This is a genomic window from Gemmobacter nanjingensis, from assembly GCF_014652195.1.
GTDB classification, from domain to species: Bacteria; Pseudomonadota; Alphaproteobacteria; order Rhodobacterales; family Rhodobacteraceae; genus Gemmobacter; species Gemmobacter caeni.
Genome location: NZ_BMYI01000005.1, coordinates 45,729 through 64,982 on the forward strand (window position 1 = coordinate 45,729; position 19,254 = coordinate 64,982).

At 66.0% G+C, this 19,254-nt stretch carries 22 protein-coding genes; 10 read left to right on the plus strand and 12 right to left on the minus strand.

What is annotated here, in order from left to right:
* Positions 1-47: 47 nt before the first annotated feature.
* Positions 48-1,085 carry a Hint domain-containing protein gene (locus IE126_RS10335; protein ID WP_189380912.1) on the minus strand — a complete coding sequence of 346 codons (1,038 nt, stop codon included), beginning with the start codon at positions 1,083-1,085 and terminating at the stop codon, positions 48-50.
* A complete protein-coding gene (locus IE126_RS10340) occupies positions 1,082-2,665 on the minus strand; it encodes a Hint domain-containing protein (protein ID WP_189380913.1) in 1,584 nt (527 codons plus the stop codon). The genes IE126_RS10335 and IE126_RS10340 overlap by 4 nt, the downstream gene beginning before the upstream one ends.
* A 289-nt stretch (positions 2,666-2,954) precedes the next feature.
* Between IE126_RS10340 and dapE the strand changes: the two genes are divergently transcribed.
* Positions 2,955-4,100: a succinyl-diaminopimelate desuccinylase gene (gene dapE / locus IE126_RS10345; RefSeq protein WP_189380914.1), complete on the plus strand. Its 1,146-nt coding sequence runs from the start codon at positions 2,955-2,957 to the stop codon at positions 4,098-4,100.
* Complete coding sequence (locus IE126_RS10350; RefSeq protein WP_108129001.1) at positions 4,097-4,525, plus strand: GNAT family N-acetyltransferase; 429 nt, start codon at positions 4,097-4,099, stop codon at positions 4,523-4,525. Before dapE ends, IE126_RS10350 begins: the two co-directional genes overlap by 4 nt.
* A gap of 60 nt (positions 4,526-4,585) precedes the next feature.
* Here IE126_RS10350 and IE126_RS10355 read toward each other — a convergent pair whose 3' ends face one another.
* From IE126_RS10355 to accD, 9 genes are all read right to left on the minus strand, one after another.
* The gene (locus IE126_RS10355) at positions 4,586-5,500 is read right to left on the minus strand and encodes an ornithine cyclodeaminase family protein (protein ID WP_054302489.1); all 915 of its coding nucleotides are present in this window, start codon (positions 5,498-5,500) and stop codon (positions 4,586-4,588) included.
* Positions 5,497-6,123 carry an HAD family hydrolase gene (locus IE126_RS10360; protein ID WP_189380915.1) on the minus strand — a complete coding sequence of 209 codons (627 nt, stop codon included), beginning with the start codon at positions 6,121-6,123 and terminating at the stop codon, positions 5,497-5,499. The genes IE126_RS10355 and IE126_RS10360 overlap by 4 nt, the downstream gene beginning before the upstream one ends.
* The gene (locus IE126_RS10365; protein ID WP_054302487.1) at positions 6,120-7,058 is read right to left on the minus strand and encodes a DMT family transporter; all 939 of its coding nucleotides are present in this window, start codon (positions 7,056-7,058) and stop codon (positions 6,120-6,122) included. Before IE126_RS10365 ends, IE126_RS10360 begins: the two co-directional genes overlap by 4 nt.
* 69 nt (positions 7,059-7,127) lie before the next feature.
* Complete coding sequence (locus IE126_RS10370; RefSeq protein WP_054302486.1) at positions 7,128-7,574, minus strand: YaiI/YqxD family protein; 447 nt, start codon at positions 7,572-7,574, stop codon at positions 7,128-7,130.
* Positions 7,567-8,397, minus strand: a complete 831-nt coding sequence (gene fghA, locus IE126_RS10375; protein WP_108128998.1) for an S-formylglutathione hydrolase — start codon at positions 8,395-8,397, stop codon at positions 7,567-7,569. The genes IE126_RS10370 and fghA overlap by 8 nt, the downstream gene beginning before the upstream one ends.
* A 12-nt stretch (positions 8,398-8,409) precedes the next feature.
* On the minus strand, positions 8,410-9,336 hold the full coding sequence (locus IE126_RS10380; RefSeq protein ID WP_189380916.1) for an AEC family transporter: 927 nt from the start codon (positions 9,334-9,336) through the stop codon (positions 8,410-8,412).
* Positions 9,337-9,396: 60 nt separating this feature from the next.
* Positions 9,397-9,837 (minus strand): hotdog fold thioesterase, encoded by a 441-nt coding sequence (locus IE126_RS10385; protein WP_054302483.1) that lies wholly within the window; start codon positions 9,835-9,837, stop codon positions 9,397-9,399.
* The gene (locus IE126_RS10390; RefSeq protein WP_189380917.1) at positions 9,837-11,114 is read right to left on the minus strand and encodes a bifunctional folylpolyglutamate synthase/dihydrofolate synthase; all 1,278 of its coding nucleotides are present in this window, start codon (positions 11,112-11,114) and stop codon (positions 9,837-9,839) included. Before IE126_RS10390 ends, IE126_RS10385 begins: the two co-directional genes overlap by 1 nt.
* Positions 11,115-11,175: 61 nt before the next feature.
* Positions 11,176-12,090, minus strand: a complete 915-nt coding sequence (accD, locus tag IE126_RS10395; RefSeq protein ID WP_054302481.1) for an acetyl-CoA carboxylase, carboxyltransferase subunit beta — start codon at positions 12,088-12,090, stop codon at positions 11,176-11,178.
* Positions 12,091-12,254: 164 nt separating this feature from the next.
* Between accD and IE126_RS10400 the strand changes: the two genes are divergently transcribed.
* The 4 genes from IE126_RS10400 to msrB all read left to right on the plus strand — a co-directional run bounded on the left by IE126_RS10400 (position 12,255) and on the right by msrB (position 14,758).
* Positions 12,255-12,890, plus strand: a complete 636-nt coding sequence (locus IE126_RS10400; protein ID WP_229825394.1) for a cation transport ATPase — start codon at positions 12,255-12,257, stop codon at positions 12,888-12,890.
* A gap of 133 nt (positions 12,891-13,023) precedes the next feature.
* Positions 13,024-13,797: a DUF6478 family protein gene (locus tag IE126_RS10405; RefSeq protein ID WP_054302479.1), complete on the plus strand. Its 774-nt coding sequence runs from the start codon at positions 13,024-13,026 to the stop codon at positions 13,795-13,797.
* A 13-nt stretch (positions 13,798-13,810) separates the two neighbouring features.
* Complete coding sequence (locus tag IE126_RS10410) at positions 13,811-14,185, plus strand: hypothetical protein (protein WP_054302478.1); 375 nt, start codon at positions 13,811-13,813, stop codon at positions 14,183-14,185.
* Positions 14,186-14,320: 135 nt separating this feature from the next.
* Positions 14,321-14,758, plus strand: a complete 438-nt coding sequence (gene msrB / locus IE126_RS10415; protein WP_054302477.1) for a peptide-methionine (R)-S-oxide reductase MsrB — start codon at positions 14,321-14,323, stop codon at positions 14,756-14,758.
* Between the two features lie 12 nt (positions 14,759-14,770).
* Here msrB and map read toward each other — a convergent pair whose 3' ends face one another.
* The gene (gene map / locus IE126_RS10420; protein ID WP_054302476.1) at positions 14,771-15,580 is read right to left on the minus strand and encodes a type I methionyl aminopeptidase; all 810 of its coding nucleotides are present in this window, start codon (positions 15,578-15,580) and stop codon (positions 14,771-14,773) included.
* Between the two features lie 107 nt (positions 15,581-15,687).
* On the opposite strand from map, the gene IE126_RS10425 reads away from it, so the two are divergent.
* The 4 genes from IE126_RS10425 to aroC are packed head-to-tail and all read left to right on the plus strand — an operon-like array spanning position 15,688 to position 19,229.
* Complete coding sequence (locus tag IE126_RS10425; RefSeq protein WP_054302475.1) at positions 15,688-16,407, plus strand: competence/damage-inducible protein A; 720 nt, start codon at positions 15,688-15,690, stop codon at positions 16,405-16,407.
* A gap of 11 nt (positions 16,408-16,418) precedes the next feature.
* On the plus strand, positions 16,419-17,129 hold the full coding sequence (locus tag IE126_RS10430) for a GNAT family N-acetyltransferase (protein ID WP_108129032.1): 711 nt from the start codon (positions 16,419-16,421) through the stop codon (positions 17,127-17,129).
* Between the two features lie 2 nt (positions 17,130-17,131).
* On the plus strand, positions 17,132-18,070 hold the full coding sequence (locus IE126_RS10435) for an OmpA family protein (protein WP_108128991.1): 939 nt from the start codon (positions 17,132-17,134) through the stop codon (positions 18,068-18,070).
* A gap of 58 nt (positions 18,071-18,128) precedes the next feature.
* Positions 18,129-19,229 carry a chorismate synthase gene (aroC, locus tag IE126_RS10440; protein WP_108128990.1) on the plus strand — a complete coding sequence of 367 codons (1,101 nt, stop codon included), beginning with the start codon at positions 18,129-18,131 and terminating at the stop codon, positions 19,227-19,229.
* Positions 19,230-19,254 lie beyond the last annotated feature (25 nt).

The window sequence follows — 19,254 nt, forward strand, 5'->3', positions numbered from 1 at the left end:
GGGGAGCATTCCGGGCCGCGAATGGCAAGCGCTATGCCTGGCGCGGCTCAGGCCGCGCGCCAGCCCGTGTTGCCGCGGTTCAGCGCGGCCAGCAGCGCCATCGCCTCGAACCCGCGCAGCTGGCGCAGCGGGGGCGGGCCATTCTGCCCGGCGGTATGACTGGCGGAAAGGAACGCCATGCCATCGCCCTGCACCACCGCCGGGGCGCCCACATCCAGCGATACGGTCCGCACCACCATATGCCCTGTATCGAAGATCGCGGCGAAACTGTCGGTCAGGTGCTGGGCGGCAACCAGCAGGGCCGGCTCCCCGTAAACATCCTCGATATCCCCGCCGGTCAGCAGAACGGGAAGATCGGCACTGACCAGCAGATCGTGACCGGCCACGAAATAGGGTGCGCGCAGCCGCACCGGCGTGTGGCTGCCCCGCCCCGGGAGATCAAGATGCCGTACCGAGCGCAGGCCGCGCGCCGATCCGTCGTGCAGTAACACGGTGTCGCCGGGTCCAAGGCTGCCCGCCTGCCGAAAGCCTGAGGGCGTCGCAATCCGGCTTTGCGGATGGACCCAGCCCGAGGCGCAGGGCGGTGTAGCCTGGGAGGTGGCGCCGAACCACAGCACCGCCTCGTGCCGGCGCACCAGAGGGGACAGCGCACACATCCGGTCCAGATCGTCCAGCGGCAGTGGAAGGGGGGCCTCGCCGGTCGCCGCGAGGAAGGTGCCGCTGCCCGGTCGGCAGTAGCTCAGCTTCCAGTGGCGGGCAGGGGCGTCGAAGCTCAGGATGACCTGCGCGATGCCCGGTTCGGCGGGCAGGGGGCCACAGAGCCGGTGCAGCGCAACGGCCTTGCCCTGCCGATGGCGGATGGTCAGGCCGCTTTCGGGATCGTGCAGGATAGAAAACGCCCGTTCCCAGCCATCGGCCTCGGCATGGTAATCCAGCAGAACCTGTGCCTTGCGCAGCGGCACGGCCAGTTCAAGAACCAGCGCCCCGCGCTCCATCAGCCCCTTGCGGCCCGCGCCTGCGCCCGGACGGGTCGGGTCGTGCTGAGACAGCGCGGTCCATCCCCCCGGGCGCGGCGCTGTGTTCATGCGGCGCGCCGGGCGTCGGTCAGCAGAACCTGCGCCTCGAAGCCGCGCAGGGTGGGGCGGGCGGCGGGGCCGTAGCCCAGCCAGGTCTCGGGGTCGAGTTCGGGAAACAGGGCCCGGATCTCGTCCAGAACCGGACGGTCAAGGATTTCGGCGGCCTGTGGCCCCGGCAGGAAGCTTTCTGTCACCAGACCTTCCGACCAGACAAGCTGGTGCCTGTCGAACATCAGATGCACATATTCCACTTCTCCCCCCGGCTGCACCGTGATGCTGCGGCCGTTCACCAGCTCTTTCGCGGCGACCAGAACCTCTGCCTCTCCGAACAGCAGTTCGGCCAGCCGGTCGCGCAGCAAAACCCGGTGCTGGGGCGAGACGAAGAGCGTGCCATGCGCCCCGAAGGTGCCCGCCTTGATACGGATGGGTGCGAAAGCGCCGCTGGCGGCCACATGACGGCTGCCGATCCAGCGCAGCGGCTGCGGTCCGTCATCCATCGTCAGAACCAGGTCGCCGGGTTCCAGCTGTTCCACCGGCACGTCCCCGTCCGGCGTGCGGATGCGGGTGCCTGCCACGAAGCAGGGCACGGAGTTGATGGTGACGATCCCCACATCCGTCACGCCCTTTCCGTTGCCGTTGGCGAGCGTGTAGGTGAAGGACGAACTTCCGGTCTGGCCGTTGCCGACGATGGTGAAGGTGCCATCTGCGTTCAGCGTGATCTGCTGGCCGCTGGCAAGGGTCACGGTCTGTCCCGCGACCACGTTGATGCCGTTGATCTGTGTAATGACAAGCTGGCTGTTACCGGGACCACGGTCATTGGCCAGGGCATTCAGCGTGCGGGTGCCATCAGGGCCCATGGTGATGCTGTCATCCACCGCGACCAGCGCGGTCTGCACGGAATCGCCCGCAATCAGCAGGTTGCTGTCATAGTTCGCATCCGAGGTATCCGCGATGCCGATGCGGATGGAATTGACCTGCCCCGCGATCACCTTCATGTCCAGCGACAGGGTGATGGTGAAGCCGTCCATCTCGGTGTTGTAGGCGTCATTCGTGTTGGAAATGGTCAGGTTGGGCTGGGTGTTCAGGTTGATGTTGTTCACGGCGGTCTTGCCGTTGCCGACCGAGACCGGCACATGGGTGCCGTTTACCCAGACGCCCACGACATCGTTGAACTGTGAATTGACGTATTCCGGGTATTCCTCCGAGGCGAAGACGAATTTCATCGTCATCATGTTGCCGGTCGGGATGAAATCGACATCCAGCCAGGCCGCATCATAGGTGCGGGCACCAGCGATGGCGTTGAACAGGCTGTTGTTATCGACACCCGAGGTATTGGTCGAGGTGCTGGCGCTGCGGTTGGGATCGCCCGAGCTCTGGGTGAAGCTCGTCACATTGCCGGTTGACAGGATGACCCCGCTTGCCGAGGGCACGACACCGGGTGAAAGATGCCCGTTGGAATAGATCGCGGAAGACGCATTTGGCCCGGTATAGCTTGCCCCGGTGACGGTCACGCCATCGCCGAAAATCGCATTGGCCATCTGCAACGCCGAGGCGTTGGTCTGGTATGTCAGTTCGGCGCCGGTCGCCATGTGCCTGTCTCACCTTTTCAGGTCCCCCCGGCTGCGGAGTTTTCTCCGTCATCTGCCGGTCTGCTCGGGGCCGGGCGGTTGATCCACCCTGTCGGTTACTGCGGCATGTATCCGCATCTGACGAGAACGATATGTCCGCATTATGCCCCATGTCATCCCTATTGTTGCCACATTCCCACGGTCCGCGCTGTCCGGTGGCGCCCCGGCCACAGTGGTGGGGGCTGCGGTGGCGGGCTTGCGGCAGCCGCTCCGGCACCTTATCCCTGAGGGCCAGAACAAGGAGGCCGCCATGAAGCCCGTCGATCCCGTCCGCCTGACTGCCGACCTCATCCGCTGCAATTCGGTCACTCCGGCCGAGGGAGGGGCCCTGACCCTGCTGGAGCGGATGCTGACCGAAGGGGGATTTACCTGCACGCGTGTGGATCGCGGCGGCATTGCCAACCTTTTCGCGCGCTGGGGCACGAAAGGTGCCAACCGCAGCTTCGGCTTCAACGGTCATACCGATGTGGTGCCGGTGGGCGATGCCACCGCCTGGACGCATGATCCCTTCGGAGGGGAGATCATCGACGGCATCCTCTGGGGCCGGGGCGCCACCGACATGAAATCGGGCGTTGCGGCCTTTGCCGCCGCCGCACTGGATTTCGTGCGCGAAACACCGCCGGACGGCGCGGTGATCCTGGCCATTACCGGCGACGAGGAAGGCGATGCCGAGGATGGCACCACCGCGCTGCTGGACTGGATGGCCGCCAATGGCGAACGGATGACGCATTGCCTCGTGGGCGAGCCCACCTGCCCCAACGAGATGGGCGAGATGATGAAAATCGGCCGCCGCGGTTCGATGACCTGCTGGTTCACCGCGGAGGGCGTGCAGGGCCACAGCGCCTATCCGCACCGGGCGAAGAACCCGATGTCGGCGCTGGTGAAACTGCTCGCGCGGCTGGAGGAAAAGCCGCTGGACGAAGGCACCGCGCATTTTGACGCCTCGACGCTGGCGATCACCACCATCGACTGCGGCAACCCGGCCACCAACGTGATCCCGGCGCGCGGCCATGCCACGGTGAACATCCGATTCAACGATGCCCATTCGGGCGCGAGCCTCACGGACTGGCTCGCCAGCCACGCCCGCGTAGTCGAGGCGGAAACCGGCGTCCGCATCGCGATGCGGGTGCAGATCTCGGGCGAAAGTTTCCTGACGCCGCCCGGCCCGCTGTCGGATCTGATCGCGCGCGCGGTGGAAGCCGAAACCGGCCGCCGGCCCGAGCTTTCCACCTCGGGCGGCACATCGGACGCGCGTTTCGTCAAGGATCATTGCCCGGTGGTGGAATTCGGTCTTGTCGGCAAGACCATGCATCAGGTCGATGAACGGGTCGAAGTGGCGCAGATCGAACAGCTCAAGACGATCTACAGCCGCATCCTGCGGGAGTATTTCGCGTGACCCCGGTCATCGTGGAAACCACCGATATTGCCACTTGTGTCGCTCTGCGACGCAAAGTGTTTATCGAGGAACAGGGCATCGCCGAGGCGGATGAACTGGACGACCTCGACGATCAGGCGATTCACCTGCTGGCTACAATCAATGCCCGGCCAGTCGGAACCGCCCGCCTGCTGCGCAAGGGCGCAACCGGCAAGATCGGCCGGGTCTGCGTGCTGCCCGAGGCGCGCGGCACCGGCCTTGGCGCGGCGCTGATCCGCGCGGGCATCGGGCATTTCACGGCCGATCCATCCTTCAACAAGGTCTGTCTCAGCGCGCAGGTGCCCGCGCTGGGCTTCTACGAAAAGCTCGGCTTCACTGCCGAAGGCCCGGCCTATGATGATGCGGGCATTCCGCACCGCGACATGACGCTGCCGCTGTCGCGCTGAAGTGCCATTCACCCTGGCATAAATATCCTGCGGGGGTCCGGGGGTGCAAAACCCCCGGCCTCACCGACCGCGCCAGGCGGCGAGGATATAGGCCGCTGTCATCAGATCCAGATGCGCGCCGCCGCCATTCTTGGCAATGGTGATCTCTTCGGCGGAACGGCGGCGGTAAAGCCCCTGCGGGATGTCGTAGAAATCGGCCTGGATGTCCGCTTCCGAAATGACGCCGCGTGCAATCGGGTCTTTCAGCTCGCCGATGTGATGGATTGTCGTCGCGCGGGAATCCACGAACAGTTGTGCGCGGCTCAGGGCCTCGTCATCAACCTCGCGCATGTCGGGGCGATAGGCGCCGATCAGGTCCAGATGCTGACCGGGGCGCAGCCATTCGCCTTTCACCACCGGCTCGGTGCTCATGGTGCAGGTGCAGATGATGTCAGCCGCCGACACCGCCGCCGCCAGATCGGTGGCCACCTCTGCGCCGGTCTCCCGCGCCAGCGCATTGGCCCCGCCCGGGCTGCGGTTCCAGATGTGAAACCGTGCATCGGGGAAGCCGGCCCGATAGGCCTCAACCATCGACCGCGCCACAGTGCCCGCGCCGACAATCAGAATCTCGCGCGATTCGGGTCTGGCCAGTCGCCGCGCAGACACCAGACTGTCGCCCGCCGTCTTGAACTTGGTGACCAGATGGAAGTCGACCACCGCCTCCAGCTCGCCCGTCGTATCGGCATAAAGCGTGACCGAGCCATTGACGCTGGGTTTGCCAAGGGCACCGTTGCCCGGAAATACGGTCGCGCATTTCACCAGCTGACCCAGCCCGTCGATCCATGCGGCGCGATTGAGCAGTGTATCCTTGCCGCGATAGAGAAGGGCATCGGCGATTTCGGCGCGCGGCAGTCCGTGGCCTGCCTCGATCGCGTCGCAGAGCGTCAGCCAGTCCAGTTCGGCTTCCGCCTCGCGCCCGATGATCTCCACTGTCACAATCCTGCCTCCTTCTCGTTCAGCAATCCTTCCATCACCAGCCGCCGCGCCCAGCCCTGCCAGCCCTCGAACAGGTGGCAGCGCCAGCCGCGTTGCAGGGCGACGGCGATATTCGCCTCCCGGTCGTCGGTGAACAGCAGCGAACCGGGCGGCAGGCCGCAATCGGCCTCTACCCGTTCATAGATGCGCGGGTCGGGTTTCGTCACCCCCAAATGGCCCGAAACATAGGCCCGGTCGAATTCCGACAGGAAATCATAGCGGGTTTTCGCGTAATCGAAGCTGCCGATGCCGAAATTCGTCAGCGCGAAGACCGCGACACCGCGCGACCGCAATGCCCGCAGCAGCGTGACGGATCCGTCAATGCGCGGGGAGGCCATGTCGAGCCAGTTGTCATGCCACATGCGGATTTCATCGGCCCAGTCGGGGGTGCGGTCAGCCAGATCATAAATCGTATCGCGGAAGGGCGCACCCGCGTCGATGGCCTCGTTCATCGCGTGCAGGTCGACCTCGGCGAACAGCGCCTCACGTTGGGCGCGGCCGATCTGCCAGTCGTAGAACCGTTCGGGGTTCCATTCCAGCAGCACATTTCCGATGTCGAAGATCACGGCCTGCGGTGCGGTCATGTGCGTCTCCTGTTCACGGTTTCACGCCACAGCGTATAAAGCCCGGCGCCGCAGATGAGGGCGATCCCGGCCCAGGCGGTTGCATCGGGCCACTGGCCGAAAACGGTCACGCCCCAGACAATCGCCAACGGCATGGCGACATATTCGAAGGGCGCGATCAGCGCCGCCTCGCATAGCCGGTAAGCCTGGCTGACCATCAGCCCGCCGATGCCGACGGCAAGGCCGGTCGCCAGAAACACCGGCCAGTCCTGCGGGGGCGGCCAGACCCAGGGGCGGAACAGGAACTCCAGCGAGGCATTGCCGCCGCCCGCCAGATGGCCGTCGCCCACGATCAGGCCCATGCAGGTACTGACCACAATGAAACCGCACTGAACGTAGAAGTTCAGCGTCGCCGCGCTTTCAGTATCGCGCAGGCGCCGCGTCATCATATGGGTCGAGGCATAGGTGAAGGCGGAAATGAACACCAGCACCGCCGCCGGATGCAGCGCGCCCGCGCCGGGGCGCATCATGATCAGCACACCGACCAGACCCGCCGCCACTGCGGCCCACCGGCGCGGGCCGACATGTTCGTGCAGCACCACGACCGACAGCAGGGTTACCACCAGCGGGCTGATGAAGGCGATGGCCACCGCATCGGCCAGCGGCAGTGCGGCGAGACCAAGGAAATAGGTGATGTTCGACAGCATGACAAAACTGACGCGCAGAAGATGCCCGCGCGGGCGGCGGGTGCGCAATTGCCGGAAGCTGCCGGTCAGGCCGATGAAGGTCAGGATGAAGGCCATGCTGATGGCCGACCGGGTCAGGATCACCTGATGCAGCGGATAGCCGCCCGACAGCGCCTTGATCGCCACATCGTTGATCGACAGGACCGAGGCGCCGCCGATGGCGCAAAGGATGCCCAACAGGGTGGTGCGGGGGGAAGCCTGCGAAATCATGGCCAAAGCCTAGCCGTGTGCCGCGCGTTCCGTCTGTTCCGCCCGCGACGGCGGGACGGAACATTCGCGTCACCGCCGCAGTGCGCGTTCCAGCGCATCGAGGAAGCGCGAGCGGTCCGCCCTGGCGAAAGGCCGCCCGCCGCCCTGGCGAAAGGGATCGGCGCTGCGCAGGTCGGACATCAGGTCGCGCGTGGCCAGCGCCATGCCGATGTTCGCGGTGGTCAGTGCCTCGCCGTTGGGTTTCAGCACCGCCGCGCCTGCTGCCACGCATTTCGCCGCCAGCGGGATGTCGCCCGTCACCACCACATCGCCGGGTCCGGCGGTGGCGGCGATCCATTTGTCAGCCTCGTCCGGGCCTTCGGCGACGAAGACGCTTTCCACCAGCGGATTGGCCGAGGGCCGGATGCCGCCGTTCGACACCAGCACCATGCGGATGCGGTGGCGCGTCGCCACCGTTTCCGCCTCGGCCTTCACCGGGCAGGCATCCGCGTCGATGAGGATGCGGCGCTCAGTCATACAGCGCCGCGGCGTGGAAGCCGATGTGATCCTCGATGAAGCTGGAGACGAAGAAGTAGCTGTGGTCATAGCCCTTCTGCATGCGGAAGATTCCCCCCTGCCGCCGCGCCGCCATTGCCTCGGCCAGCGCCTCGGGTTTCAGCAGGTCAAGGAACTGGTCGGCCGAGCCCTGGTCGATCAGGATCGGGCCGTCGAAGCCGCGCTTGCGCATCAGCAGCGTCGCGTCATGCGGCGCCCATTTCGCCTCGTCCGCGCCCAGATAGGCTGTGAACTGCTTGCGGCCCCAGTCGCTGCCCGAAGGGTTGGCGATGGGCGCGAAGGCCGAGACGGAGCGGAACCGGCCCGGAAAGCTCATGCCGATCGTCAGGGCACCATGGCCACCCATCGAATGCCCGGTGATCGCCTGCCGCTCCTCGGCTACGGGGAAGGCCTTGAAGATCAGCTCGGGCAGTTCTTCCGTCACATAATCCCACATGCGGAAATGGGTGGACCACGGCTTTTCCGTCGCATTGACGTAGAAGCCCGCACCCTGACCCAGATCATAGGCCTCGTCATTCGGCACATCGGCGCCGCGCGGCGAGGTGTCGGGGAAGACCAGCGCAACGCCCGCTTCGGCCGCCCATTTCTGCGCACCCGCCTTCACCATGGCATTCTCATGCGTGCAGGTCAGGCCCGAGAGATACCAGATCACCGGCACAGGGCCACGCTCGGCCTCTTCCGGCAGGAACAGGCCGAAGGTCATGTCGCAGCCGCAGGCGGTGGAGCCATGGCTGTAGACGCCCTGCACGCCGCCATAGGCGCGGTTTTCGGAAACGGTTTTCATCGTCGGTCCTCCTTAGCCCGTGATCCAGGCGATGATCATTGTGACGGTCAGGATGCTGGCCGCCGTGGATACAAGAATGGCGGTGGACACCCGTTGCGGGGCCACGCCGTAATGTTGCGCAAGGATATAGACATTGCCCGCGACCGGAAGGCTCGCCGCCGCCACCATGACGCCCGCCGCCGACGGATCGACCGGGAAGATCACAAAAGCCGCCAGCGCCACCAGCGCCGGATGCAGCACCAGCTTCGCGAAGGACAGCCAGATCGCCACGCCCAGCCGTTCCGCCCCGCGCCCGGCCAGCGAGGCGCCGATGGCGAACAGCGCGCCGGGGGTGGCGGCGGCGCCGAGGATGCCCAGAAACTCGTTCACCGGGCCGGGCACCGGCAGCGCCGCTCCGGACCAGATCAGCCCCAGAACGATTGACACCACCATCGGGTTCTTCAGCCAGCCCATTGCCAGCATGCGCAGCGTCTGCAACCCCGGTCGCCCGCCGCGCGCAGCGGTGATGATCAGTGTGATGAGGGACGAAAACACCACCATATCCACCGTCAGCACCATCAGCACCGGCCCGGCCGCCTGCGCGCCCAGCAGCACGACCAGCATGGGCACGCCCAGAAAGCCGGTATTGCCCGATTGCGCGCATTGCGCCTCCATCGCCGCTTCCTCGACCCCGCGACCGCGTGCGATGGCGATGGCCATGACCGCCGCATAAAGCAGCAGCGAGGCCGAAAGATAGGCCAGCACGAAGGGCAGGTCGAAGATTTCCGCAAGGCTCAGGTTCGCGGCAAAGCGGAACAACATGGCCGACAGCGCGAAGTAGAACACGAATTTGGTGAGCCAAGCCACGCCTTCGGGCGGGAAGAACCGTTTCCGGCCAGCCAGATACCCCACCGCGATCAGGGCGAAGAAGGGCAGGGTTTTCACAAGTATCGGCAGCATGTTCCGGGGTCCGAGCGTTGGCCCAAGCTTTCACGCCGCGCGGGCGGATGCAAGGCGGGTTCAGCCTTGCGTCTGCGCGTCGGGAATATGCTGGCCGGGCAGGCTGCGGCCATTGGCGCGCAGGGTCGCCACCAGCCGCCCGTCGCCGCCGGTGACCATGATGTCATAAATCGCGCTGCGACCGCTGCGTGACAGCTCGGTCGCCGTGGCGGTCAGCGTCTCGCCGCCACGCGCCGGGCTGACGAAGGTGATCTGGTTCACCTGTGCCACCATCGGCACGTTATGGCTGTTGGCGGCATAGGCAAAGGCGCTGTCGGCCAGCGCGAAGATGAACCCGCCATGGCAGATGCCATGGCTGTTCAGATGCTGCGGCCCCAGATCGAGGCACATCACAGCTCGGCCTGGCGCCACCTCGGCCAGCCGTGTGGCAAGGGTCCGGTTGGCTTCGTCCCCCGCCCACATGGTTGCGGCGCAGGCTTCGGCAAGCGCCTGCGGCTCCATCAGCCGTTGTCCTTGAGCACCGTACCCGCAAGGTAAAGCGAACCACAGATCAGCACCCGCGCCTGCGGGTTGCGGTCGGCGATTCCGGCCAGCGCCGCGCCCACGCTTTCGGCCTCTGCGGCCACGATGCCCGCCTTGCGCGCGGCTTCGGCGGTCACTTCGGCAGGCAGCGTATTCTTCTCGCCCGGAATCGAGACGGCATGCAACTCGGCCAGATGCGGCGCCAGCGGACGCAGATAGCCGCCGATATCCTTGGTGTTCAGCATACCGCAGATGGCGAAGGTCGGACGCGCAGACATGGCGGCCAGCGTTGCGGCAATGGCCTCGCCCCCCGCCGGGTTGTGGCCGCCGTCAAGCCACAGCTCCACCCCCGGCGCCAGATCGACCAGCGGACCCTGACGCAGACGCTGCATCCGGGCGGGCCAGAAGGCGCGGGTCACTGCCGCCTCGCAGGCGGTCTCCGACGCGCCCAGATGACGCAGCGCGGCCAGCGCCGCCCCGGCATTCTGGATCTGGTGCGGGCCGGGCAGGTTGGGCAGCGGCAGGTCCAGCAACCCGGTTTCATCCTGAAACACCAGCCGCCCGCGTTCGGTGGTCACATGCCAGTGCTGGCCATGTACCAGAAGCGGCGCCCCCAGCCGGGCGGCGCGCGTCTCGATCACGTCCAGCCCCGCATCTTCCTGCGGGCCGACCACGCAGGGCACGCCGCGTTTGAGGATACCGGCCTTTTCTCCAGCAATCTCGGGCAGGGTTTCGCCCAGATATTGCTGATGGTCGATGGAAATGGGCGTCAGCACCGTCAGCGCCGGGCGATCCACCACATTCGTCGCATCCAGCCGCCCGCCAAGCCCCACTTCCAGCAGCGTGTAATCCGCTGGGGTGCGGGAAAACGCCAGCAGCGCGGCGCAGGTGGTGATCTCGAAAAACGTGATCTCCTCGCCGCCATTCGCCGCGACGCATTCATCCAGCAGCGTGGCCAGCGCCTCTTCGGAAATCAGTTCGCCCGCCAGCCGGATACGTTCATGGAACCACGCCAGATGCGGCGAGGTATAGGCGTGGACAAGCTTGCCGTCGGCCTCCAGCCCGGCGCGGATTATGGCCTGGGTCGAACCCTTGCCATTGGTCCCGGCCAGATGGATCACCGGCGGCAGCGCCCGTTCGGGATGCCCCAAGGCCGCCAGAAGCCGGTGCACCCGGTCAAGCGTGAGGTCGATGATCTTGGGGTGGAACTCCATCATACGCGCCAGAATCGCGTCGGAGCGGCTGGTATCGGTCATCGCGGCCTCGAAGGCGGAATGTTGAAGGGGGAGGGGCGGGCCAGTTCTGGCCCGCGAAAGCTCAGCCCTGCGCAGGGGCGGGCTGTTCCACCGGCTGCGCCGGGGGCAGGTCGCCATGCACGGCGGGCGTTTGCCCGGTCAGCATGCGCAGGATGGTGACCAGTTCCTCCCGCAGTTTCTTGCGATGGGTCACCCGGTCCAGCATGCCGTGATCCAGCAGATATTCCGCGCGCTGGAAACCCTCGGGCAGCTTTTCGCGGATGGTCTGTTCAATGACGCGCGGCCCGGCGAAGCAAATCAGCGCATTCGGCTCGGCAATCTGCACATCGCCCAGCATCGCGTAAGAGGCCGTCACGCCGCCGGTCGTCGGATGGGTCAGCACCACGATATAGGGCAGGCCCGCTTCCTTCAGCATCTGCACCGCCACGGTCGAACGCGGCATCTGCATCAGCGACAGGATACCTTCCTGCATCCGGGCGCCACCGGCGGCGGAAAACAGGATCAGCGGCCGCTTCAGCGCCACGGCCCGTTCAGCCGCTGCCACGATGGCATTGCCGACATACATGCCCATCGAGCCGCCCATGAAGGAAAAATCCTGTGCCACGGCAACAACCGGGGTGCGCAGCATCTCGCCCTCGGCCACCAGCATGGCATCCTTTTCGCCGGTGGCTTTCTGCGCGGCCTTCATGCGTTCGGGATATTTCTTCTGGTCGCGGAAATGCAGCGGATCTGCGACCGGCTCAGGTACTTTCACCTCGACGAAGATGCCGCCGTCGAACATCGCGCTGAAGCGCGCGCGCGGCGTGATCGCCATATGATGATCGCAATGGGTGCAGACGTTCAGGTTCTCCGCCAATTCGCGGTGAAACAGCATCGTCCCGCATTCGGGGCATTTCGTCCACAGGTTCTCGGGCACCTCGCGGCGCGAGAACAGCGAGTTGATCTTCGGGCGGACGTAGTTGCTGATCCAGTTCATACGGGCAGGCCCCTCTTTCTCGGTCGCGTTCCGAAATAAGCCGCGAGGGGCCGAATTGCAATCGCGCGCGCTGTCTTGCCGACGGGGCGGGTGGTCGTGGCGCTCCCGCTTGCCCGGCTGTGGCGCGCGCAGTATGACGTTCCGGTTTTCCGGAGAGCTGTGCCTTGACCGCTGTTTCGCGCCCCTTTCGCCTTCCCACCCTGTTCGCTGCCGCCGCGCTGCTGCTTGCAGGCTGCGTCATGCCCGCAACCGGGCCTGCGGGGGACTACCGGCAGCGCGTCGTGACCGCCGCGAAAGTCGCGGTGGCGGCACCGACCGGCTACTGCATCGAACCGGCCTCGGTGGTGGAGCGTGCCGACAGCGCGGTGCTGCTGCTGGGCCGCTGTGCGGGGGACGCGACGCAGGACCCGGCGGTTCTCACCGCCAGCGTCGGGGCGGCTGGATCTGCTGCGGGGCTGGATGTTGCCTCGGGCGGGCGGGAACTCGCAGCGTTTTTCCGGTCTGATCGCGGTCGGGCGGCGCTGAGCCGTCGCGGACGGGCCGGGGACGTGACCGTGCATCAGGCGCTGGGCATTCCCGGTGCCTTCCTTTTGCGGTTCGAGGATCGCGGTGCCAGGGGGGCCACCATGCAACCGGAAAGCTGGCGCGCCATCCTGACGCTGCGCGGACGGCTGGTCAGCCTGTCGGTCACCGGGGTCGCCGGACAGGGCGGATTGGACCGCGCTGAAGGCCGGGCCCTGCTGGAAGCTTTCGTCAGGGCGGTGCAGCGTGCCAATCCTGCGGGCAAGCCGGCAGGCTGAGGGACGAAAAGGCGCGAAATTCCGGCGGCTTGGGGTGGCGTTCTTAATTATTTAGGGTGATAAACGAATCGTTTCTTGGCATGAAACGGTTTAACCGGCGGTGCGGACCGTCCGGTGCATCATCAACGGTGACATGGGCAACAAACTCGACAATCTTCTCGACCGACTGATCCAGCGCCGGTTCGAACGGCGTTGGGCGGGATGGGCGGATCGCGCCACGCAGATGGGGCTGGAAGAGCTGCGCGACCTGCGGGGCCGTGCCCGCGCCGCGCGCCGCCAGCTGGACCGTGTGATCCATGTTGCGGAACACCGGCTCGCCCTGCCGGTGATCGGCTCCAACGCCTTGCGCAAACCCATGGGGTCCGACTGGGTCTGGCGCCCTGACCTGTGGAAGGGCGAAATTCCGGTGCCGGGCTTTTCCTCTGTCCCTTCCAAACAGCCGGTTTGCGAGGGGGCGACGCTGTTCCACGATTGCCGCCGCTCGGAACTGACCGTGCGGCAGGTGCGCAACACCCGCGAGGCCGATCTTGCCCCCTTCGGGCTGCGGATGGATGTGTTCCGCTTTGACGGCTCGTTCCTGTCGCTGGTGCTCGACCTGCCGCCCGAGTCGGTGCAGGGCTTGCGCCTGCGCCATCTGATCCGGCTTGACGTGATCGTTGAGATGGAGAAGCCGCTGGAAATCTTTGCCCGTCTCAACGTGCGGCATGGCCCGAACGTCGAACAGATCGTGCGCGAACTTCCGCTTGCCGAAGAAGAGGTCATGGTCGAATTCGACCTCGCCTATACGAAGATGAGCGAGAAACGCGTCGAGAAAATGTGGATCGACCTGATCTTTGAAGGTCCGGAGATGAACCAGATCATCCTGCGCGACGTGACGCTGTCACGGCGGCCCCGCGCGGATATTTGAAAGGACGCCTGCCATGGCAGAGGCCAAGCTGACAAAGACGAAAGTCCGGGCCGGGGTCTGGGAGGGGCTGCTGACGGCCGAGGGCGGCGCGCCCGCGCTGGAAGTGCTGCATCTGGAGCAGAAACTGCCGGGGCTGAGCGTGACCGAAGTGCCCGGTCAGCCCGGCCATTATGCGGTGCGCCTGCCCATCCCCGCTTCGGTGCTGACCGAGGGCGTGCAGACTTTCCTGTTCCGCGATGCCATCACGGGCGACAAGCTGGGCCATTTCACCATCATAACCGGGGTGGCGATGGAGGATGACCTGCGGGCCGAAGTTGACCTGCTGCGCGCCGAACTCGACATGCTGAAACGCGCTTTCCGGCGGCACTGCCTGGAAACCACGGGCTGAGGCACGCCACCGCGTCTGCCGGGCGCGGGCAAAAGTTTTTCTGAAAACTTTTGCAAATTTCTTCAAAGCAATTTGCGGGCTCTGGACTTTCCGGCCGGGGTGACCAGATTCACCCCGACAGGATCAGGAGGCCGCATGTCCCGCTTTGCCAAGACCGCCGAGGCCGTCGCCCGGCTGACCCCCGAACAATATCGCGTCACGCAGGAAAATGGCACCGAGCGTCCGTTCACCGGCGCCTATGACCATCATTTCGAGCCTGGCATCTATGTCGATATCGTATCGGGCGAACCGCTGTTTTCTTCGGCTGACAAATACAACAGCGGTTGTGGCTGGCCTGCCTTTGCCCGTCCCATCGACGAGGCGCATATGGTGGAGCTGCGTGACACCACCCATGGCATGATCCGGACCGAGGTGCGGTCAACCCATGGCGACAGCCATCTGGGCCATGTCTTTCCAGATGGTCCGCGCGAAATGGGCGGGCTGCGCTACTGCATCAATTCCGCCAGCCTGCGCTTCATCCCGAAGGACCGGATGGAAGCGGAAGGCTATGGCGACTGGCTCGACCGGGTGTAACCCTTGGTCGCTTCACGCCCAGGTGCGGAAGAATTTGCCGGCGGGGGACAGGGTGAAGATCTCGCAGCCCTCTGCCGTCACACCCACCGAATGCTCGTATTGCGCCGAAAGTGACTTGTCGCGGGTGACCGCAGTCCAGTCGTCGGCCAGCACCTTGGTTTCGGGGCGGCCAAGGTTCACCATCGGTTCAATTGTGAAGAACATGCCTTCTTCCAGCACCGCACCGCTGCCCGCGCGGCCGTAGTGCAGCACGTTCGGCGGGGCGTGGAACACCCGGCCAAGGCCGTGGCCGCAGAAATCGCGCACCACCGACATGCGGCTTGCCTCGACATAGGTCTGGATCGCGTTGCCGATGTCGCCGAAGGTATTGCCGGGTTTTACCGCCGCGATGCCGCGCATCAAACCTTCGTGCGTGACCTCGATCAGCCGCTCCGCCTTACGGCCCAGATTGCCTGCCACGAACATGCGACTGGTATCGCCATACCAGCCATCCACGATGACAGTGACGTCGATATTCAGGATGTCGCCATCCGCCAGCACCTTGTTGCCGGGGATGCCGTGGCAGACCACATGGTTGACGCTGATACACGAGGCATGGCGATAGCCCTTGTAGCCAATGGTGGCCGAAATCACGCCGTGCCGTTCAACCTCGGCGGTGATGAACTCATCCAGCTCGCCCGTTGTCGCGCCGGGTTTCACCAGCGGGATTACCGCGTCGAGGATCTCGGCCGCCACCTGCCCGGCGGCGCGCATCCCGGCGAAATCGGCCAGGTCATAGATGCGGATGCCATCCTTGGTCACGCGGCCGCGAGTCTCTTTCACGGGGTATCCTTTCCTTAAGGCTTGCGTCTAGATAAAGCCTCGGGCAGCAAAAGGCCAGAGCCGGGCGTGTTCAGGCAGGCGCGTCGCGGATCGTCAAGGAGACCGTCATGACCAACCCCACAGCCGCGATGCTGGTGATCGGCGACGAGATTTTGTCGGGGCGCACGCGCGACAGCAATACGCATTATCTTGCGGGGGAACTGACACAGCGCGGAATCCGGCTGATGGAGGCGCGCGTGGTGGCCGATGACCATGCGGCCATCGTCGAGGCGGTGAATGATCTGCGCGGGCGCTGGGATCATCTGTTTACCAGCGGCGGCATCGGGCCGACGCATGACGATATCACCGCCGATGCGGTGGCGGCGGCCTTCGGTCTGGGTATCAGCCATCGCGCCGATGCGATGGCGCTGTTGCAGGCGCATTACGACCGCGCGGGGCTGGAGTTCAACACGGCCCGGCAGCGCATGGCGCGCATACCGGATACGGCAGCCCTGATCGACAATCCGGTCAGCACAGCGCCCGGCTTTACGCTGGGCAATGTGCATGTGATGGCGGGCGTTCCCAACATCTTTCAGGCCATGGTGGCAAGTGTGCTGCCCAAACTGACCGGGGGGGAGCCGCTGCTGAGCCAGTCGCTGCGCGTCAATCGTGGCGAGGGCGAGATCGCGGGGCCTTTCGCCGCGCTGGCGGCTGAATTCCCCGACCTCTCGATGGGGTCTTATCCGTTCATCCAGAACGGTGCGCATGGCACCAATCTGGTCATCCGGGGCACCGACCCGGCGCAGCTGGATGCGGCGATGACCAAGCTTTGCGCGTTGTTCTCGTGATGGGCGGGCTTCTGACACCGGAAGGGCTCGCCGGGGTGATGGAGACGACATGGCCGCCCGCCCGCAGCTTCGTTGAAGGTCCGTGGCGGCTGCGCGACGGGCAGGGCGGTGGCCAGAGGGTGTCGGCAACCACGGCGGAGGGGGCCTGGACCGAAGCCGATCTGCTTCAGGCCGAAACCGCGATGACCGCGCTGGGGCAGAAGCACCTCTTCCTGATCCGCGCAGGCGATGCCGCGCTGGATGCGGCACTGGACGCACGGGGCTACCGGATCAATGACCCTGTGGTGGCCTATGCCGCCCCTGCCGAGGATCTGGCGCAGCCGGTCAGCGGCATGGCGGCTTTCCTGCATTGGCCGCCGCTTGCGATTGCCGCCGATATCTGGGCGGCCGGGGGCATTGGCCCGGCCCGCCTGGCGGTGATGGATCGGGTATCGGGGCCGAAAGTGGCGATCCTTGGTCGGACCGATGACACGCCTGCCGGTGCCGCCTTTGTCGCGGTGTCTGGCCCGGTTGCGATGCTGCATGCGCTGGAAGTGCCGGTGACGATGCGTCGGCGCGGTGCGGCGGCGGTGATGATGCGGGCTGCGGCGGGCTGGGCGGTGATGCAGGGGGCTACCACCTTCGCCGTGGTGGTGACCGAGGCCAATGCCCCGGCGCGCGCGCTTTACGCGCGGTTGGGTATGGTCGAGGCCGGGCGCTATCACTACCGGCTGAGGGATTGACCATGCGGCGGTTCTGCCTTGGGCTGGCGCTTGCGCTGCTGCCGGGTGCTATGGCTGCGGCACCGCTGTCGCTGCGCCTGCCCGGCCCGGCGACCGAGACCGCCCGCATCACGGAACCCGGCGCCAGCTACCGGATGCCGCTCGGCCCGTGGCAGGACGGTCGGGTCAAAACCCGTGTGGCAGAAGGGACGGTTGAACAGGTGGCCTGGCGCATCGCCGGTCCTGTATCCACGCTGGACCTGCTCGCGCCCCTGCGCAAACAGCTGCAGGCGGCGGGCTGGCAAGTGCTTTACGAATGCGAAACCGATGCCTGTGGCGGCTTCGATTTCCGCTATGATCTGCTCCTGATGACCGAGCCGGACATGCATGTCGATCTGGGCGATTTCCGCTATCTCGCCGCGGCGAAGGGGGATGAGGTGCTGAGCCTGATGGTCAGCCGGTCGCAGGCCTCGGGGTTTGTGCAGATGACGCGGGTTCAGCCCGGCGCTGTCGCAGAGGAAACCGGGTTGCAGCCTGTTGACCTTGGCGAAGCCGAAACACCGCCCGCGGGTGTTCCGGGTGAGGCCCCGGATATCGGTGCCGCGCTGGAGGGACAGGGCCATGCGGTGCTGGAGGGGCTGGATTTCGCCTCGGGCGCGGCCCGGCTGGAAACCGCGGGCAATCCGGCCTTGCAGGCGCTGGCCGACTGGCTGGCGGCCAACCCGTCGCGGCGCATCGCTCTGGTCGGCCATACCGATGCCTCGGGCAATCTCGCCACCAATCTGGCGCTGTCGAAGCAGCGCGCGGCGGCGGTGCGGCAGGCGCTGATCGCCGCCGGGGCCGATGGTGCGCGGATCGAGGCGCAGGGCGTGGGCTATCTGGCACCCCGCGCCAGCAACCTGACCGAAGCCGGGCGGATGGCGAACCGGCGGGTCGAGGCGATCCTGACCTCAACCGAATAGCGGCGCCTTCCCACGCCGCGCGCTTTGGCGTAAAGGCACTGCGCAAAGGAGTGCGCCCATGAGCCTGAACACCTTCGGTCACCTGTTCCGCGTCACCACCTGGGGCGAGAGCCATGGCCCTGCGCTGGGCGCCACGGTCGACGGCTGCCCGCCGGGGGTGGAGATCGGGGCGGCGGCGCTGCAACACTGGCTCGACCGGCGCAAGCCAGGCCAAAACAAGTTCACCACCCAGCGGCAAGAGGCCGATGCGGTGAAGATCCTCTCGGGTGTCTTCGAGGGGAGATCGACCGGCACGCCTATCCAGCTGATGATCGAGAATACGGACCAGAGGTCGAAGGATTACGGCGACATCGCCCGTGCCTTCCGCCCCGGCCATGCCGATCTGGCCTATCATCTGAAATATGGCCTGCGCGATTATCGCGGCGGTGGCCGGTCCTCGGCCCGCGAAACCGCGGCACGGGTGGCGGCAGGGGGCGTCGCGCGCGCGGCGCTGGCCGCGCTGGTGCCGGGGCTGACCATCACCGGCTATATGGTGCAGGTCGGCCCGCACGGGATCGACCGCAGCCGGTTCGATGCGACCGAGATCGAGAGGAACCCGTTCTGGTGTCCCGATGCTGTGGCGGCGGAAGGCTGGGCCGGCTATCTGGATGACCTGCGGCTGAACCACAATTCGGTGGGTGCGGTGATCGAGGTTGTGGCCTCCGGCGTGCCTGCGGGGCTGGGCGCACCGCTTTACGGCAAGCTCGACAGCGATCTGGCGGCGGCGATGATGTCGATCAACGCGGTGAAGGCGGTGGAGATCGGCGAGGGCATGGCGGCGGCGGCGCTGACCGGGGTGGAAAACGCCGACGAGATGCGCATGGGGCCGAACGGGCCGGAATTCCTGTCGAACCACGCGGGCGGCATTCTGGGCGGTATTTCCACAGGGCAGGATGTGGTGGTGCGCTTTGCAGTGAAGCCGACCTCCTCGATCCTGACGCCGCGCAAGACGGTCAATCAGGCAGGCGAGGAGATCGAACTGATCACCAAGGGCCGCCATGATCCCTGCGTCGGTATCCGCGCCGTGCCGGTGGGCGAGGCGATGATGGCCTGCGTGCTGCTCGATCACCTGCTGCTGGATCGCGGCCAGACCGGCGGTGTGCGCGGCACCGTCGGGTGAGGCGCAAATCTTTTGCGAAAAGATT

Coding starts and splice junctions, on each gene's coding strand:
- accD (WP_054302481.1), bottom strand. CDS start 12,090: ATGAACTGGATCAGCAACTACGTCCGCCCGAAGATCAACTCGCTGTTC.
- IE126_RS10370 (WP_054302486.1), bottom strand. CDS start 7,574: ATGACTGAGCGCCGCATCCTCATCGACGCGGATGCCTGCCCGGTGAAG.
- IE126_RS10340 (WP_189380913.1), bottom strand. CDS start 2,665: ATGGCGACCGGCGCCGAACTGACATACCAGACCAACGCCTCGGCGTTG.
- fghA (WP_108128998.1), bottom strand. CDS start 8,397: ATGAAAACCGTTTCCGAAAACCGCGCCTATGGCGGCGTGCAGGGCGTC.
- IE126_RS10380 (WP_189380916.1), bottom strand. CDS start 9,336: ATGCTGCCGATACTTGTGAAAACCCTGCCCTTCTTCGCCCTGATCGCG.
- IE126_RS10360 (WP_189380915.1), bottom strand. CDS start 6,123: ATGACCGCACCGCAGGCCGTGATCTTCGACATCGGAAATGTGCTGCTG.
- IE126_RS10390 (WP_189380917.1), bottom strand. CDS start 11,114: ATGACCGATACCAGCCGCTCCGACGCGATTCTGGCGCGTATGATGGAG.
- msrB (WP_054302477.1), top strand. CDS start 14,321: ATGTCCCGCTTTGCCAAGACCGCCGAGGCCGTCGCCCGGCTGACCCCC.
- IE126_RS10365 (WP_054302487.1), bottom strand. CDS start 7,058: ATGATTTCGCAGGCTTCCCCCCGCACCACCCTGTTGGGCATCCTTTGC.
- IE126_RS10435 (WP_108128991.1), top strand. CDS start 17,132: ATGCGGCGGTTCTGCCTTGGGCTGGCGCTTGCGCTGCTGCCGGGTGCT.
- IE126_RS10335 (WP_189380912.1), bottom strand. CDS start 1,085: ATGAACACAGCGCCGCGCCCGGGGGGATGGACCGCGCTGTCTCAGCAC.
- IE126_RS10410 (WP_054302478.1), top strand. CDS start 13,811: ATGGCAGAGGCCAAGCTGACAAAGACGAAAGTCCGGGCCGGGGTCTGG.
- IE126_RS10425 (WP_054302475.1), top strand. CDS start 15,688: ATGACCAACCCCACAGCCGCGATGCTGGTGATCGGCGACGAGATTTTG.
- IE126_RS10405 (WP_054302479.1), top strand. CDS start 13,024: ATGGGCAACAAACTCGACAATCTTCTCGACCGACTGATCCAGCGCCGG.
- dapE (WP_189380914.1), top strand. CDS start 2,955: ATGAAGCCCGTCGATCCCGTCCGCCTGACTGCCGACCTCATCCGCTGC.
- IE126_RS10385 (WP_054302483.1), bottom strand. CDS start 9,837: ATGGAGCCGCAGGCGCTTGCCGAAGCCTGCGCCGCAACCATGTGGGCG.
- aroC (WP_108128990.1), top strand. CDS start 18,129: ATGAGCCTGAACACCTTCGGTCACCTGTTCCGCGTCACCACCTGGGGC.